This is a genomic window from Paenibacillus sp. 32352, assembly GCF_002042965.1.
GTDB classification, from domain to species: Bacteria; Bacillota; Bacilli; order Paenibacillales; family NBRC-103111; genus Paenibacillus_S; species Paenibacillus_S vulneris.
Genome location: NZ_MZNT01000002.1, coordinates 172,859 through 188,080 on the forward strand (window position 1 = coordinate 172,859; position 15,222 = coordinate 188,080).

Annotated in this window: 15 protein-coding genes; 13 read left to right on the forward strand and 2 right to left on the reverse strand. The window is 50.3% G+C overall.

The genetic code is table 11. The annotated features are described in order from the left end of the window. Positions 1 to 76: 76 nt before the first annotated feature. The 3 genes from B1728_RS05250 (at position 77) to B1728_RS05260 (ending at position 2,556) form a co-directional block, all read left to right on the forward strand. Complete coding sequence (locus tag B1728_RS05250) at positions 77 to 1,153, forward strand: Gfo/Idh/MocA family protein (protein WP_079909134.1); 1,077 nt, start codon at positions 77 to 79, stop codon at positions 1,151 to 1,153. Positions 1,154 to 1,185: 32 nt separating this feature from the next. Continuing rightward, complete coding sequence (locus B1728_RS05255; RefSeq protein ID WP_079909135.1) at positions 1,186 to 1,683, forward strand: hypothetical protein; 498 nt, start codon at positions 1,186 to 1,188, stop codon at positions 1,681 to 1,683. 144 nt (positions 1,684 to 1,827) lie between these two features. Then, positions 1,828 to 2,556 carry a YhcN/YlaJ family sporulation lipoprotein gene (locus tag B1728_RS05260; RefSeq protein WP_079909136.1) on the forward strand — a complete coding sequence of 243 codons (729 nt, stop codon included), beginning with the start codon at positions 1,828 to 1,830 and terminating at the stop codon, positions 2,554 to 2,556. 66 nt (positions 2,557 to 2,622) lie between these two features. On the opposite strand, the gene B1728_RS05265 is transcribed toward B1728_RS05260, so the two are convergent. Next, on the reverse strand, positions 2,623 to 3,309 hold the full coding sequence (locus B1728_RS05265) for a response regulator transcription factor (protein ID WP_079909137.1): 687 nt from the start codon (positions 3,307 to 3,309) through the stop codon (positions 2,623 to 2,625). A gap of 314 nt (positions 3,310 to 3,623) precedes the next feature. Further along, positions 3,624 to 3,944, reverse strand: a complete 321-nt coding sequence (locus tag B1728_RS05270; RefSeq protein ID WP_079909138.1) for a winged helix-turn-helix transcriptional regulator — start codon at positions 3,942 to 3,944, stop codon at positions 3,624 to 3,626. A gap of 303 nt (positions 3,945 to 4,247) precedes the next feature. On the opposite strand from B1728_RS05270, the gene B1728_RS05275 reads away from it, so the two are divergent. The 10 genes from B1728_RS05275 to B1728_RS05320 all read left to right on the forward strand — a co-directional run bounded on the left by B1728_RS05275 (position 4,248) and on the right by B1728_RS05320 (position 15,221). Beyond that, positions 4,248 to 5,153 carry an ATP-binding protein gene (locus B1728_RS05275; protein WP_079909139.1) on the forward strand — a complete coding sequence of 302 codons (906 nt, stop codon included), beginning with the start codon at positions 4,248 to 4,250 and terminating at the stop codon, positions 5,151 to 5,153. Positions 5,154 to 5,203: 50 nt separating this feature from the next. After that, positions 5,204 to 7,135, forward strand: coding sequence for a vWA domain-containing protein (locus B1728_RS05280; protein WP_079909140.1), 1,932 nt, complete (start codon positions 5,204 to 5,206; stop codon positions 7,133 to 7,135). A 58-nt stretch (positions 7,136 to 7,193) separates the two neighbouring features. After that, positions 7,194 to 8,372: a formate-dependent phosphoribosylglycinamide formyltransferase gene (purT, locus tag B1728_RS05285; RefSeq protein ID WP_079909141.1), complete on the forward strand. Its 1,179-nt coding sequence runs from the start codon at positions 7,194 to 7,196 to the stop codon at positions 8,370 to 8,372. A gap of 44 nt (positions 8,373 to 8,416) precedes the next feature. Then, entirely contained in the window at positions 8,417 to 8,905 is a 489-nt protein-coding gene (locus B1728_RS05290; RefSeq protein WP_079909142.1) for an acyl-CoA thioesterase, read from the forward strand. A gap of 59 nt (positions 8,906 to 8,964) precedes the next feature. Then, positions 8,965 to 9,753, forward strand: a complete 789-nt coding sequence (locus B1728_RS05295) for a TIGR00266 family protein (protein WP_079909143.1) — start codon at positions 8,965 to 8,967, stop codon at positions 9,751 to 9,753. A 48-nt stretch (positions 9,754 to 9,801) separates the two neighbouring features. After that, entirely contained in the window at positions 9,802 to 10,074 is a 273-nt protein-coding gene (locus tag B1728_RS05300; RefSeq protein WP_079909144.1) for a hypothetical protein, read from the forward strand. 74 nt (positions 10,075 to 10,148) lie between these two features. Next, positions 10,149 to 11,852, forward strand: a complete 1,704-nt coding sequence (locus tag B1728_RS05305; protein ID WP_079909145.1) for a sensor histidine kinase — start codon at positions 10,149 to 10,151, stop codon at positions 11,850 to 11,852. 4 nt (positions 11,853 to 11,856) lie between these two features. Continuing rightward, positions 11,857 to 13,386 (forward strand): response regulator transcription factor, encoded by a 1,530-nt coding sequence (locus B1728_RS05310; RefSeq protein WP_079909146.1) that lies wholly within the window; start codon positions 11,857 to 11,859, stop codon positions 13,384 to 13,386. A gap of 97 nt (positions 13,387 to 13,483) precedes the next feature. Then, positions 13,484 to 14,194: an ABC transporter ATP-binding protein gene (locus B1728_RS05315; RefSeq protein ID WP_079909147.1), complete on the forward strand. Its 711-nt coding sequence runs from the start codon at positions 13,484 to 13,486 to the stop codon at positions 14,192 to 14,194. Then, the gene (locus B1728_RS05320) at positions 14,178 to 15,221 is read left to right on the forward strand and encodes an efflux RND transporter periplasmic adaptor subunit (RefSeq protein WP_256865244.1); all 1,044 of its coding nucleotides are present in this window, start codon (positions 14,178 to 14,180) and stop codon (positions 15,219 to 15,221) included. The genes B1728_RS05315 and B1728_RS05320 overlap by 17 nt, the downstream gene beginning before the upstream one ends. Position 15,222: the final 1 nt, after the last annotated feature.

Genomic DNA, 15,222 nt, shown 5'->3' on the forward strand with positions numbered 1-15,222 from the left:
TTTCAATAGCGCAAATCGTCCGGCATGTGTTATAGTTAAATTCAGTTTGATATAGATGATGGGAGGAACCACTGCAATGAGTTTGAACAGCAAAATTCAAATCGGTATTATCGGGGCCGGAAATATCGGCAACGTCCATATGAACGGGATCAAACAAATGCCTGAGGCGGCGATTACGGCCGTTACGGATGTTTACTTGCCTTTGGCGGAAGCGCGTGCAAAAGAGCACGGAATTCCTCACGTCTACAGCAGCTACGAGCAGCTTCTTGAAGATCCGAATGTCGATGCTGTGATCATTGCCGTTCCTAACGAAATGCACGCCGCGATAGCGATTGCCGCATTGCAGGCTGGGAAGCATGTGCTTCTGGAGAAGCCAATGGCGATTAACGCCGCTTCGGCCAAAGAAATTGTCAAGGCTCACCGCGCATCCAACAAGACCTTAATGATTGCCCACCAGATGAGATGGGAATCTATTAACATGCAGTTAAAAGAACAGATCGAAAAAGGAGCGCTTGGGCATATATATAATATCAAGACAGGCTGGATGAGACGAAAAGGCATTCCGGGATGGGGAACCTGGTTTACCCAAATGTCCAAATCCGGAGGCGGCCCTTTGATTGATATCGGGGTTCATATGCTGGATTTGTCTCTCCATTTCATGGGCAATGCAAAGCCTGTATCGGTATTTGGAACGACGTATTCCGAATTCGGTCCTAAACGCCGCGGGATAGGTACTTGGGGAACGCCTGATTGGAACGGGCATTATGATGTTGAAGACCTGGCGACGGCATTGATCAAGATGGATAACGGCAGCACCTTGTCGCTCGATGTTAGCTGGGCGGCCCATACGGATATGCTGGACAACCAACCGTATATTTATGTTATGGGTACAGAGGGTGGAGCATCGCTTCGTGGCGGCAAAGGCAAGCTGTTTGCCGAAATTTATGACCGCACGGCGGATGTAGAATTAATCGCACCAAATCAGGATGAGGGCTCGCGAATACGGTTAAGCCGGCACTTCCTGGAGTGCATCCGCGAGGGCAAAGAACCTTTAACCTCCGGATTATCCGGACTCACGAACAATCTGATACTGGAAGCTATCTACGAATCGTCGCGTACAGGTCAAGTCGTCAATTTGGATTGGAACTTTTAGTCATCGGCAATTCGATAGGGAGTGAGAATACGATGGTCATGTCATTCACCGATTTGAGACGAGTCCCTTCGGAATGGCTTCAGGAACGTCTTGAGACGGTCAAAGCCTTGAAGGACGATAACCTTGAAATGTACGAGGTGGCCAAGGATAAGCTGACCGGCGAGCATTATCTGCATTATGCTTATCTTCATAAACAAGTTGCAGCAATCGGCCCCGAAAGCAGCGGGGAAGAAATATTTCATCATCTGATGCCGATTGACAGCGATGATGTGCTGGGACTGGTATTTGGAGAACAGTCCTACACTTATCCGGATAACTGGACAAAAATGTTTTTACGCAACGGCCCGGACGGAGATTATGTATGGTTTGATCCTTCCTACACGGATCAGGAAGCGGAAAGCGAAGAAATCGGCGCCAGTCTGCAGGAGCAGCTTATGAGATTCAAGCAGTCTCCCGAGAGATCGGAGGAAGCGGTCCGCAAGCTTTTGGAGGAATTGGACCGGACGCTCGGCAAGGACGATAACGGATAATGCATTCAGTGGGGAGACGCTTCCAAAGAGGCGTCTCTTTTTTTATGCCTCGATAGAGGTTTTCTTATTCCGTGCCCGCATATTTTCCTGCTCATAACTCATCCTAACGATGTAGAACATCCAAGAGATGAGGAGGGAAAGCATTTGAAATGGCGTTCAACCGTATGGCGGGCCGGATTGATAGGGAGTATGCTGCTTCTTGCAGCCGGCTGCGGTCATGATCAGAATCGCAACAAGGAGCTGGGGGCAGGTCTTGAGTCTAAAGATCATCATGCTCTTTATGACAGGGGCACTTTTAATAATGAGAACAGTACCTTGGGGGTTAAGCCGAAGTGGGAGAATGCCCAGCCTTCAAGGCCTCAAGCGGATAATCCCGGAGCGTTCCAGCAGCTGGATATGACGAATTATCATTTATCCAAAACCTTCCGGTTTGCGCCGGAGCTCTCGAATCAAATTGAAAAAATGCCGGGCGTTCACCAGGCAACCATTTTGCTGACAGAGACAAACGCTTACGTTGCAATCATTCTGGATGGACATAACATTGATGCGGAAGCTCATCCGGAGATGATGGCGAATCCTATTTCCCCCAAAGGCGGGGTCGGGTTATTCGGCATGAATAAAGGGAATGGAATGATGAACTGGGGGGATCCGGCAGGCTTAACCCATTCCATGGCTTCGCGCATTAAAGGACAGGTGCTGGCAATGGAGCCTAGGCTGCAGCGGGTGTTTGTGTCCGCAAATCCCAATTTTGTGCAGAGAATACGTTTTTATGTGAAGGAATATCAAAAAGGCGTGGATTTATCGGTCTATATGAATGAATTTAACACAATGATTCAGCGTGTATTCCCGAATGATACCAACACGAGAAGATAACAAAATAAACTCCTGAACCATGCTCGCTGTTACAAGGTAACGGCACGGGTTTTCAGGAGTTTTTTATTAGGGCTCAAATTTATAGCCGACACCCCAGACCGTTTTGATGTGCTTAGGGTCCTTGGGGTCTTTTTCTATTTTTTTGCGAAGATTCGTAATATGTACGTCAACCGACCGCTCGGTAACGAAAGCATCCATGCCGCGGATTTTATTCAGAAGCTCTTCCCTGGAAAATACTTTGCCCGGGTGCAGCCAGAAATGCTTCATCATCTCAAATTCGGAGTACGTTGTTTCCACTACAGTGTTATGCAAATATACGCAGCGCCTTTCCATATCTACACGAATAGCTTGTGTATCTGCACTTGGTTTGGCATCAGCGGCTGCTTTATTCATGGTCGATCTTCGCAGCAAAGCGCCGGTTCTTGCGGCCAGCTCCCTCATGCTGAAGGGCTTGCACAGATAGTCATCCGCCCCGATGACCAGAGCCTTCACCCGTTCGGAAACCTCGCTCTTGGCAGATACCATCATGATGGGGACAGGGGATTGGGCGCGAAATTCCCTGCAGAGCTCCATCCCGTTCAAATCGGGCAGCATCACATCCAGAATGATCACATCAGGTTGGACCGTGCGAAACAGCTCAGCTCCTTGCTGACCGTCTCTTGCAATATGCACTACATAATCTTCCTCTGATAAATAAATGGAAATCATATCCGCAATACTATGATCATCTTCAATCAGCAATACGGTTGCCATGAATTCCTCCTATATATGTGAATGATAAATAATGAATCGGATTCCCTTAATAATACAGATGAAAACGGTTTACTTCAATGGTAGGTCGTTACTTACTTTAACGGAAACTGCTTGCAGGAACAAGCTTCATTTCTCCTGCCAAACGTGTCAAATTTATGAACATAAATAAATCAGCTGCCAATCAAGAGCGCTTTGCAGCAGAAGACGCGTCTTCCGGCATGCGGCCAAAGTCCTGACTAGCAGCTGTTTATCCATAGTAAGGTAGAATACCATTCATTATCGACATATGCCCTGCAGCGGCTGTCAAGAGCATATTATATGTTTAACCAGCTTTCACCCCACAGGTGTACAGCGGCCATTACAGGTTCCAATGCTTTGCCTTTCTCCGTCAACTCGTATTCGATGCGAACGGGAGTCTCAGGATATACATGGCGATAAATAATACCGGCGGCTTCCAGCTCCTTGAACCGTTCCGCAAGCATCCTGTCGCTCATTCCGGGAATCATTTCCGAGATGTCCTTGAAGCGTCGGGGGCCGCTCAAGAGCGACTGAATAATTAAGCCTGTCCAGCGCTTTCCTAACAATTCAAAAGCGGCTTCAAATTTGGGACAAAGCTGATGATTATGGTCGGCCATAACTATCATCTCCTTCATATCTATAGTTTAACATAAGTTACTTGATAAAAGTAAGCCCTTTTCTCCAAAATGCCACAATAAAAAACATAGTTTGGACCTGTCTATAATCAGTTCATACGGCTATCTTACTTTTATTATACATTTTTACGCCGAAATTAGCATAGTCCGGAAGGGAGTCGGGGTGATAATTCGGGAAAAAGCCTTGTTGTTATGAATGTTTTTTCGCTCAGGGTGTTGAAAATTTTCACAGGGTGAAGTATAACAACCGTAGGTAATTAATGAATTCATGAGAGGATAGATATCATGATCGTAGCAGATCCGTGGGCAACGTCCAAGCTGCCCGCTCCATTGTTGAAGCAAATTTTGGAGCGCCGCGAGTTTCTCCGGCATTCTCTGGATGCAGAGTCTTTGAGCCTCGTGGGCGAAGACGGGTACAAGCCGCCGAATGAGCAGATCCTCCAGGATGCTCTTGTTTCCATGGCACTAGGGAAAAACGTATTGTTAAAAGGGCCAACCGGTTCGGGAAAGACAAGACTGGCCGAAACCTTATCGTATTTGTTCGGGCAGCCTGTTCATGCCGTGAACTGCTCCGTGGATCTGGATGCGGAGGGCTTGATCGGATTCAAGACACTTGAAGCCGAGCAGGGGCAATCTGTAGTCAAATTCGTTCCGGGTCCTATTATTAAAGCGATGACTCAGGGACATTGGCTATATATTGATGAAGTGAATATGGCAAAGCCGGAAACACTGCCTCTAATAAACGGCGTTCTCGATCATAGAAGGACGATCACCAATCCGTTCACCGGCGAAGTAGTTCGAGCCAAGGAGGGCTTCGGCGTCATTGCCGCCGTCAATATCGGGTATGTGGGCACAGTACCTATGAATGAAGCGCTCAAAAACCGATTTGTAGTAATCGATGTTCCTTATTTGCAAGGAGACAAGCTGCTGGAGCTTTTAAGGGAGCGCTCCCGTTTAGCAGATACAGATCTTTTGCAGCGCTTCGTACGATTATCAGCGGACTTGCAGGAGCAAATTCGCTCGGGTCAACTGTCGGATGAAGCGGCTTCGGTCCGTGCTCTTATCGATACCTGCGACTTGGCAGCCTATATTCCTCCTCCTAGGGCTGTACAACGGGCCATAGCGGACAAGCTCGACGATGAAAGGGAGCAGGTGCTGGTCATGAATTTGGCGGAGACCTATTTTGGTTGAAGCGGATAGACATCCATCATCAGACATCAAGCCGGAAGAGGAGAGCCTGAATGCGTTTTTTGGAAAATGAAGTGGACGCTTTCCTTCGCATGCAGCTGTTGGACTTGGCTAGAGCCTTGTCCGGATGGGAAGAGCTGCAGCTGGAATTATCTTATCTTTCTTCGTACAACGATAAGGACAAGCTTATTGCGGTCAGCCAGTTCTGGAGCTATTATCCCGAGCAGACGAAGCTGACGGGGATGAAGACGGATGTATATTTGCGGGCCATAGGAAGCGCGTGGTTTACGGATGCTAATGTTATTGCAGGTTATATAGATTGGACCCGGACTGCGAAACTCCCGCAATTGGCCAAGCAGTGGCTTGCCATGTGTGAGGAGGCCAGGCTGATGACCTTATGCAGGAAGCATAGGCCGGGGACTGCGGCGGGGTTTGACCTGCGTACCCGGATTCTGGGCAAGCATTACTCTGCGAAGCGGGATATGCACCGGGATCGCCGGGAGGAGGCGGATGCATTGCTTTGCGGCTTCGCCTCCGCTCTCCATAATAATGATTCGAAAGAGCTCTATATCCCGGACGGATTCAGATCAGAGCACCGGGAGTTCATGGAGGAGCTGCTGTACGCTGTCAGCACAATGGAGAGCACCAAGCAAGCCGCACAAAGCTGCCGTAGACTCATGGACCATCTGGAGAGGGACAATGCCTTAGAAGGCGACTCAAGGGCTCAATACTTTTCATTGCAGCTGCACAGCGGCACCGATCAGCCGTTATCCTGGGAATACATAGGCGAATTGAAGCGTAAGAAAAAGCTGAAAAGTCACACCGAGCTTCCCAAGGATTCGAGAGAGGATAAGCCGGAGCAGGGGGAAAGACTGCCAAACTGGCACCGCGAAACCGAGAAACAGGACGAGAGTCTGCTTCGTTTCGATATCGAGCAGGGCTCCAAATCCGGCCTAATCAGTGATCACGTACGCGAAGCGGATAGTGGAGATCAGGCCTTGGGGATTGTCCAAGGCTCCTCTCAGGCGTCGAGCCGCAATGAGCCTGAGCCGCCCAAGCCTCAGGCATTGGATCGTCTCGATACCGGATTTGCCGGTAAGGGCGACCCCTACGGGAGATTGAATCGAAAGGCAGTCCCTGTGTACAGAGACGCTGAAAGTCCAGATACGAAATCGCGTCTCCAATACGATGAAGTGCTTCGGGAAGTAACGCCGATGGTGAACAAGCTGAAGAAGACGATCCGAATGACCATGGAGCAGAAGAGAATAGCGCCGCGCAACGAGCTTCTGACAGGCAGATTGGGCAAAAAGCTGGTCCGCGCCGCGTGGGAGCCTCTTCCCAGATTATTTTATAAAAAAAACAGTCCTTCCATGGAGGTCGATGCCGTTTTTTGCCTTCTTATCGACTGCTCGGCCTCCATGTATGATAAAATGGAGCAGACGCATCGGGGCATCGCATTGTTTCATGAGTCGCTTCGTTCCTTGCGCGTTCCGCATGAAATCATCGGCTTCTGGGAAGACGCAGATAAGGTCACGGACAAGGAGAGTCCGAATGTCTTTCATATCATAACGGACTTTGACCGCAGTCTGCATGACACGTCGGCAGGTCCCAAGCTGCTTCAGCTGCAAGCGGAGCAGGATAATAGAGACGGATATTCGATTCGGATTGCTGTCGAACGGCTGATGAAGCGCTCCGAGAAGCAGAAGGTGCTGCTTGTGTTCTCAGATGGAGAACCCTCAGCTTCGGATTATCACGAGGACGGGATCATCGATACGTGTGAAGCCGTTCTGCAAGCGAGAAGAACGGGGGTCGAGGTGGTCAGCGTCTTTTTGGGCAGCGGTTCTGTGAAGGATACCGAACGGGAAACGATGCGAAACATCTATGGCAGATTCAGCGTTCAGGTGCCGGATGTATCGGGAATTACCGACCAGCTGGGACCGCTGCTCCGGAAGCTGCTCATGAACCAGCTCATGAACCAGCTCTAATTTAGAAAAAAAATTGAAGTCGGATGCAAGTATTCGAGGGTTGAGAGGAAGGATAACAATGTACGGATCACCATTATCAGGACAAGCTCGCAGAATGATGCTCCTAGGCTCTGGCGAGCTGGGCAAAGAAGTTGTCATTGAGGCGCAGAGACTGGGTGTCGAGACCATAGCCGTCGACCGCTATGCCAATGCGCCGGCCATGCAGGCAGCCCACCGTTCTTATGTTATCAACATGCTGGACGGGGAACAACTGCGCGATTTGATTTTGAAGGAAAGACCCGATCTGATTGTCCCTGAGATCGAAGCCATTGCGACGGATGTGCTGGTAGAGCTGGAGAAGGAAGGCTTCCGGGTCGTTCCTACAGCTACGGCAGCCCGGTTGACCATGGATCGTGAAGGTATCCGCAGACTGGCGGCGGAAACGTTAAAGCTTCCTACGGCGCAATTCGAGTTCGCTGATAGTCTAGAGGAGCTGAAGGCAGCTGTAGCCAAAATCGGAACGCCTTGCGTCATCAAACCGATTATGAGCTCGTCGGGTAAAGGACAGAGCATCTGCCGTTCGCTCGATGAGGTGGAGTCTTCCTGGAATTACGCCATGGAGGGCGGACGCGCCAAGAAAACAAGAGTAATCGTAGAGCAGTTTATCCATTTTGAATCCGAAATCACGCTGCTGACGGTTCGTTCCGTCTCAGGAACTGCTTATTGCGCGCCGATCGGTCACGTCCAAAAGGACGGCGACTATATCGAATCCTGGCAGCCGCATCCAATGAGCGAAGAGCAGATTGCTGAGGCACAGCACATAGCCAAGACGATTACAGATGCTCTCGGAGGCGCAGGGATCTATGGTGTTGAGCTGTTTTTGGCTAAGGATCAGGTCTATTTTAGCGAGGTTTCCCCAAGACCTCATGATACGGGCATGGTTACTATGGTTACTCAGGATTTGTCCGAATTTGCTCTGCATGTCCGGGCAATCCTTGGTTTTCCGATCCCTACAATCCGCTTGCTGACGCCTGGCGCATCGCATACGTTAAAAGCGGCTGAGGAGCATCAGACCTTTAGAATTGAAGGGATAGAAGAAGCGTTGAAGCTTCCGAATACCCAGGTGCGCGTATTCGGCAAGCCGGAGACGAAGGTTGGCAGAAGAATGGCTGTGGCGTTGAGTTCGGCCGAAGATACAGAAGAGGCCCGCCGTGTGGCCGCCGAAGCCGCGGGTAAGCTGAAGCTGATTTACAACTAAGTTACAGAACAGAACACCACTTGCCACCGTCTGGAGGAACAGCAATGAGTGAAGCAAAACCGGCAAGGATGTCACGTACGACGATGACGGACATTATTTTCCCGTCCGATACGAATTACCATGGCACCATGTTCGGCGGTATTGTCATGCGCTATATCGACAAGATAGCCACCATTGCCAGCATGCGCCATTCAAGAAGGGGAGTCGTGACGGCTTCAAGCGATAGTCTGGATTTTCTGGCGCCTGTCAAGGTCGGAGAGGCTATTATGCTGGAAGCTTACGTATCCTGGACCCATCGAAGCTCTATGGAGGTCTTCGTGAAAGTGGAATCCGAAAACTTGTTTACAGGGGAACGCAAGACGACGGCGACGTCCTTCCTAACGTTTGTCGCCCTTGATGACCAAGGGAAACCGACGCCGGTGCCCGCGGTTATCCCGGAAACCGATGAAGAGCGGCGTTTGTTCGATAGTGCGGAAGAGCGCTATCAGGCAAGAAAAAAACGCAAGGCGGAGAGGGATAATAACTCCCATTAAACGATCCCGATGCGCCGTTCGTTGAGGTATGGTATAGTAAAATGGGAGGGATTACCACAATGAATGCTCATGAAATAGATTACCGGATTATGGGATCGGAGATGCAGTACGTCGAGATTGAGCTCGATCCGAACGAGAGTGTCGTAGCTGAAGCAGGCAGCTTGATGATGATGGACGCCGGCATTCGAATGCAAACCATCTTCGGCGATGGCAGTGAAGAGAATAAAGGCTTTGTAGGCAAGCTGTTCGGGGCCGGTAAACGGTTGTTAACAGGGGAGAGCCTCTTTATGACCGTCTTCACCAATCATGGATACCAGAAGGAAAGGGTGTCTTTTGCCTCGCCATACCCGGGCCATATCTTGCCGATGGACTTGTCGCAGCTTGGCGGCAAGCTGATTTGCCAGAAGGATTCATTTTTATGCGCGGCTAAGGGAGTCTCTATCGGAATCGAGCTGCAGAGAAAGCTGGGAGCCGGCTTTTTCGGCGGGGAAGGCTTTATTATGCAGAAGATCGAAGGGGACGGAATGGCCTTCGTTCATGCCGGCGGAGCGATTTGTGAGAAGGTGCTGTCGCCTGGAGAGATGATACGGGTAGATACGGGCTGCTTGGTCGCGATGACCCAGGACGTGGATTACGATATCGAATTCGTTAAAGGGATCAAAACCGCGGTCTTCGGCGGGGAAGGGCTATTCTTTGCTACGCTCAAGGGACCTGGCCGGGTATGGATTCAATCCCTTCCGTTCAGCCGATTGGCGGACCGAATCGTATCGGCATCCCGAGCAGGCGGACGTAAAGAAGAAGGCAGTATTCTCGGCGGTCTGGGTAATCTACTTGACGGGGATAAGTAAAACAGGCTATTATTCAATATACATTACATAAGAGAGGTGCTGAAAAGAATGGCATATCAACCACAAGTCGTCGATGCCAAAATTGTCAGCAACAACCCGAAAAACGGATTGTTTGAAATTGTGGTCAATTTGAAGGATCGTACATCCTGCCGACTTATTTTTGAAAAGGATCCTGCTACAGGCGAAGCTATTGTGACGCATGTCAACCGATTGCAAAAAGAGCCTTGCCCTATTTGCCGCAAAGACTATTTGTGCAATTGCATGACCAGCTATAAGGATGAGATCTCTTCACAAGCGCTGCAGCTAGTTGGAACTCCTTAATGCCGAATAAACCCGTGGGCTATACGCTCATGGGTTTTTTTCAAAATTTGAGCACTATCGGGTGAGGATGGACTATGCTTCGGATTTTAATCTATATAACGATTACCTGCTGCCTGTTCGTGGCGGGTACGGTTGTGCTGTATTCGCACTTTTTCTCGTCCAATCAAAGAATGGAAATGTCGAGTCAGATAGGACAGCTGCATGGGCAAACGCTGCAAAGGCTGAAGCAAACCTTCAGCCAAGTGGATGTGATGGCCCGGAATGTAGGCAATGATAATGTACTGCAGCGGATGACTGAGGGAACGGTGGCCAGAGACTCGGCGGAAGAAAGAGCCCTCAGGGAGTACGCAGATCAGCTCATTAAACAGCAAACCTCACAGCTTCCCTATATTACGGATATGTGTATCACCGTAAACGATAACGGGTTTATTCTGTGTACCAATTCGGAAGCTGCGTCACCGATGCTGGATGCCCAGAAGCTACCGCTTCAAAAGCAGGACCGTATGATTGTCAAGAGGGAAATGGACAATGACGTGCTGGATGCTTCTGACCAAATTATTTTCATGGCTCCTTTGGTGGACCGCAGGTCCAATGTTGTTAAGGGCACCATCCAAATGGTCGTAGCGCTGGATTCGATCATGAAGGACATTTATGTGAAATGGCCGCTTCTGCATAATGAGCTCATCGACTCGGAAGGCACGTTGATGTACAGCCGGAAAGCCTCCACCCAAACAAAGGAACCGGATTGGAAGCTAACCGAGCCCGCCCAAATGCAGTGGAAGGACGATTCCATATGGTCGCAGCTTAGTGTGGATTTGCCGGGAACGATATGGGTCTCAAGGATCGAAGTGCAGCAGAGCGTCGATAAAGCAGAGGGACAAGCCATGCGGCAAACGCTGTTCTTCGTTGTCCTGATGCTATTGGCAGCCGTGGTGCTGAGCGCGTTCCTGTTCCGCTATTATTTCACGCGCCCGATGCAGCATTTGCGCGCTTTGATGAATCGTGCGGAGCTCGGGGATTTCAAAGCCTATTGGGTTCGAAAGAGCAGCCGCGAATGGGGCGAGCTTGGAGAAAGCTATAACCAGATGCTCAACAGGCTCGAAGAGCTGATCAAGCAGGTCAAGAAGGAGGAAGCGCTAAAAAAAGAAGCGGAAATGGAAGCGCTGCAATACCAATTAAATCCTCATTTCCTGTATAATACACTTAATACGATTAAATGGGTTGCCAAAATGCACAAGACTCCTCAAATTGCGGAAGTGGTGACCTCCTTGGTGCGTCTATTACAAGCCAGCCTTGGGAAAAAGGGGGATTTCATTACCATCCGTGAAGAAGTCGGATTGATTCATGATTATATGGAGATTCAATCCTTTCGGTACGGGGAGCAGGTAAAACTTCAATGTGAAGTGGATCCGCTAGCCCATGGCTGTCTCGTTCCGAGAATGATTCTTCAGCCGCTTATTGAGAACGCGATCATACACGGTATTGAGCCCGCGAAACGGGAGGGGCTTATTACAATTCGAGTATGGCTCGACGTGCCTCGGGATCTCCTCTACTGTCAAGTCGAGGATAACGGAGTCGGCATGACGCAAGCGGGGGGAACCGTTGATCACGCGTCTGCGGCAATGAGAGAACGGATGAGCGGGATCGGCCTTCGTCATATCCGGGAGAAGATAAAGCTCTACTATGGCGATGGCTATAGTATGCATATTAACAGCAAGCCAAGACAGGGGACGACCATACGTCTGACCATGCCTGTACATCAAAGCGAGGTAGGATAAAGTGATGAAAGTGCTTATCGTGGACGATGAACCGATTGTCCGCAAAGTTCTTAAAACGATGATTCGATGGGAGGATTACGGACTGCAATGGGGCGGAGAGGCGTTCGACGGTTTGGATGCTTGGGAGCGGTTGCAGCGTGAACCGGCCGATCTGGTAGTGACTGATATTCTGATGCCAAGAATGGACGGTTTGGAATTGGTCAAGCGTCTCCGCCAGGCTAATACGGATGCTGCGGTAGTCGTGCTGAGCTGTCTGGACGATTTCACCTACGTGAAGGAAGCCATGAAGCAGGGGGCTCACGATTATATTCTGAAGCCTGCGATGGAGCCGGAGCAACTGGCGGATATCCTGGTCGAAGCAAAGGAAGCGCTGATCAGGCAGCGGAAGGAGAATGAAGTACGAGAGCAGGTGCAGCGTCAGCTTCAGCTGTCCCGACAGGCGCAATGGGGAATGAGGCTTCAGAAATGCTGGCTTAGCGGGCAGAGGGACGCCGGGCTGGAGCAGGAGTGGTTTTCTCCGGGCAGAGCGTTAAGCAGCTGTATGATTCAATTTACACCGGATTCACAGCTGTCCGTTCTTGGCTGGCATTGGCCCGATGCACTTGCTTTTATCAGTCTGACGGAGCATAGGACCCTGCTGCTATATGAGGATAACGGGAGCCGCAGACTAGCGGATGTGGAAGTAACATTAACGGAACAGTTCGGGTTAAGTAAGGATCGTTATTGCCTGACGGAGGTTCAAGGAATTAGCGGCTGGGAGCAGCTTCAGAATCTGGTCGCTCTGCATGAAGCGGACAGAAACCGGATGTTTTATGGAGGAAAGCATGCCGGTTTCGACGATGCGCGCTTTGCTGCGGCAGCCCCTGTGGAATGGAACGGTTCCCTCCCTGTGGAGGAAAAACAAAACCTGTTACGGGCGATTACAGGTCATAATGAAGAGGCTATGCATTATTGGGCTCGGCAAATGATGGCCCACCTGGAACAAAATCACCCGCCTGCCGATACGGTCTACAGCTTTGTATTTGAACTGCTGGGACTGGCTGTCGCATTCGCCCGACAAGAGACGGACACAGATCTGGAGCCGTTTGAACGCCAATATGTTTCATCTGCGGCGGTGCAGTCCCATTTGACCATGGAATCGCTGGCTGCATGGTTTTTGGAGGCAGTGTCCAATCTGACTGCAATACTGCAATCCAACGTTCAATTGGCTTCGCGGAACCCTTTTGTCCGCAAGGCAATGAGCTTTATGCGAGAGCACTATCATTTGCAGATCAGCACCTCGGATATTGCGGACCATGTCAAGTTAAGCAGGAGCTACCTAAGCGATTTGTACAGCAAGGAAACGGGTGAGTCGTTGATCGAGACGTTAACGAATATTCGTCTTCAGGAGGCCAAGCGCCTGCTGCGCAATAAGGAGCGAAAAGTATATGAGGTGGCGGAGGCTGTCGGTTTCATCGATCCCAAGACATTCGCCAAAACGTTCAAGAAGATTGTCGGATGTTCGCCGAAGGAGTATGAGGAACAGAACAAATAGACACCAATTCCTAACAAATTGGTGTCTATTTTTATGGTCTGGAAAAGTTTACATTTAATATAGAGAACGCTTTCATTTAAGGAGTGACGTAATTGCCATGAATTTTCCGTTAATCAAGCATGACCCGGGCGAGCCGATCATACAGGCCGTTAGCGTGACCCGATCGTTCGGCAAGGGCTCGGCAGCCGTTCATGCGCTTCGCGGAGCCAATCTGAGCATCCCGCCAGGCCGGCTTGTCGCGCTAAGAGGACGCTCCGGCTCGGGGAAGACAACGCTCTTGAATATGCTGGGCGCTTTGGATCGTCCGACGGAAGGCGCGATTTATTTTATGGGGCAGGATGTCACCGTCATGTCGGACAAAAAACGCAATGAGCTGAGACGCACCCAGCTCGGGCTGATTTTTCAATCCTTTGCGCTTGTACCTTACATGTCTGCTTATGAGAATGTGGAATTCGGCTTACGTATAGCCGGTGTTCCTTCCTCCAAGCACCGGGAATACTCCGAGCAGGCGCTGGATTTCGTCGGCTTGAAGGCGAGAATGAAGCATCGTCCCTATGAGATGTCAGGCGGAGAGCAGCAGCGCGTCGCCATTGCAAGAGCGATCGCCCATAGACCGAAGCTGCTGCTGGCCGATGAGCCGACGGCGGAACTGGATAGCCGGATGGGACTGCAGGTGATGAAGGTATTCAAGGATTTGGTTCAGATGGAAGGCATGACAATTATTTTAACTACGCATGATCCGGCGATTATGGAAATTGTCGATCAAGTGTACGCATTGGAGGATGGACATATTGTCGAAGAAAGCTAACCGCCGCCGCAGCTCCCTTTTCACCGCCCTATTGGCGGCATCCGTGCTGGCCGCATTGCCGGGGTGCAGCTTGCTGCCTAAGGAAGAGCAGGCGCTTCAGCCCCCGCTGGTGAAGCCGGTCAAAGAAAATTTCGAGCTGTACGAGGTCAAGAGAGGCAATATAACGAAGCAGGTCAGCGGTGTCGGAACCTTCGCTTCAGATAAATTGCAGTATCTGTATTATCCGGAATCCGGCGGGCGTCTTAATGCCATTAATGTCTCATTGGGGTCCAAGGTTGCAAAAGGAGATGTCGTAGCGCAGCTGGAGAAAGGAGAAATAGAAGGAAAGATCAAGCAGCAGGAGCTGGTGGTCGAGAAGGCGCAAATTGCTCTGGAGCAAGCGAAGGAGGAGAAGCGCGGTGACGCTTTGACCATCCGTTCCAAGGTTCTTGATGTACAGAAGGAGCAGATTCAGCTGGACATGCTCAGGCAGCAGCTGGGCCGGACGAAGCTGGTATCCGATGTGGATGGCATTGTGACGTTCATCGATACCATCAAGCAGGGCGATGCGGTGACGGCTTATAAGACGATTATGACCGTATCGGATCCCAAATCGATGAAGCTGGCTTACGAATCTTCTAACTCAGCCGATCTGACTGGAATCCAAGTCGGAATGACCGCCGATTTGAAAATTAAAAACAAGCCATACAAGGGCAAGGTCGTCCAAATTCCAGCGACCGCACCGCAGTCCGATGTGAAAGCGATTGCAGATAAAAACTCCAAGTCGATCATCATTGTGCCCGATGAGCTTCCTGCAGAGGTTACGATCGGGACGAATGCGGATATCACCATCGTGACGGAGAGCAGGGAAAATGTGCTGATTATTCCTAAAGTGGGACTGCGTTCTTACATGGGACGCGATTATGTGCAGGTGCTTGAAGGCGAAAGCCGCAAGGAAGTCGATGTGGAAAAGGGAATCGTATCGGCAACGGAGGTTGAAATCCGCAAAGGGCTCAAAGAAGGACAAAAGGTGATTTTAAACAATTGAG

Bases quoted from the DNA above. Each gene is read 5' to 3' on its own strand.
- purT (WP_079909141.1), top strand. From the start codon at position 7,194: ATGTACGGATCACCATTATCAGGACAAGCTCGCAGAATGATGCTCCTA.
- B1728_RS05255 (WP_079909135.1), top strand. From the start codon at position 1,186: ATGGTCATGTCATTCACCGATTTGAGACGAGTCCCTTCGGAATGGCTT.
- B1728_RS05295 (WP_079909143.1), top strand. From the start codon at position 8,965: ATGAATGCTCATGAAATAGATTACCGGATTATGGGATCGGAGATGCAG.
- B1728_RS05315 (WP_079909147.1), top strand. From the start codon at position 13,484: ATGAATTTTCCGTTAATCAAGCATGACCCGGGCGAGCCGATCATACAG.
- B1728_RS05250 (WP_079909134.1), top strand. From the start codon at position 77: ATGAGTTTGAACAGCAAAATTCAAATCGGTATTATCGGGGCCGGAAAT.
- B1728_RS05305 (WP_079909145.1), top strand. From the start codon at position 10,149: ATGCTTCGGATTTTAATCTATATAACGATTACCTGCTGCCTGTTCGTG.
- B1728_RS05270 (WP_079909138.1), bottom strand. From the start codon at position 3,944: ATGGCCGACCATAATCATCAGCTTTGTCCCAAATTTGAAGCCGCTTTT.
- B1728_RS05280 (WP_079909140.1), top strand. From the start codon at position 5,204: ATGCGTTTTTTGGAAAATGAAGTGGACGCTTTCCTTCGCATGCAGCTG.
- B1728_RS05275 (WP_079909139.1), top strand. From the start codon at position 4,248: ATGATCGTAGCAGATCCGTGGGCAACGTCCAAGCTGCCCGCTCCATTG.
- B1728_RS05290 (WP_079909142.1), top strand. From the start codon at position 8,417: ATGAGTGAAGCAAAACCGGCAAGGATGTCACGTACGACGATGACGGAC.
- B1728_RS05265 (WP_079909137.1), bottom strand. From the start codon at position 3,309: ATGGCAACCGTATTGCTGATTGAAGATGATCATAGTATTGCGGATATG.
- B1728_RS05300 (WP_079909144.1), top strand. From the start codon at position 9,802: ATGGCATATCAACCACAAGTCGTCGATGCCAAAATTGTCAGCAACAAC.
- B1728_RS05310 (WP_079909146.1), top strand. From the start codon at position 11,857: ATGAAAGTGCTTATCGTGGACGATGAACCGATTGTCCGCAAAGTTCTT.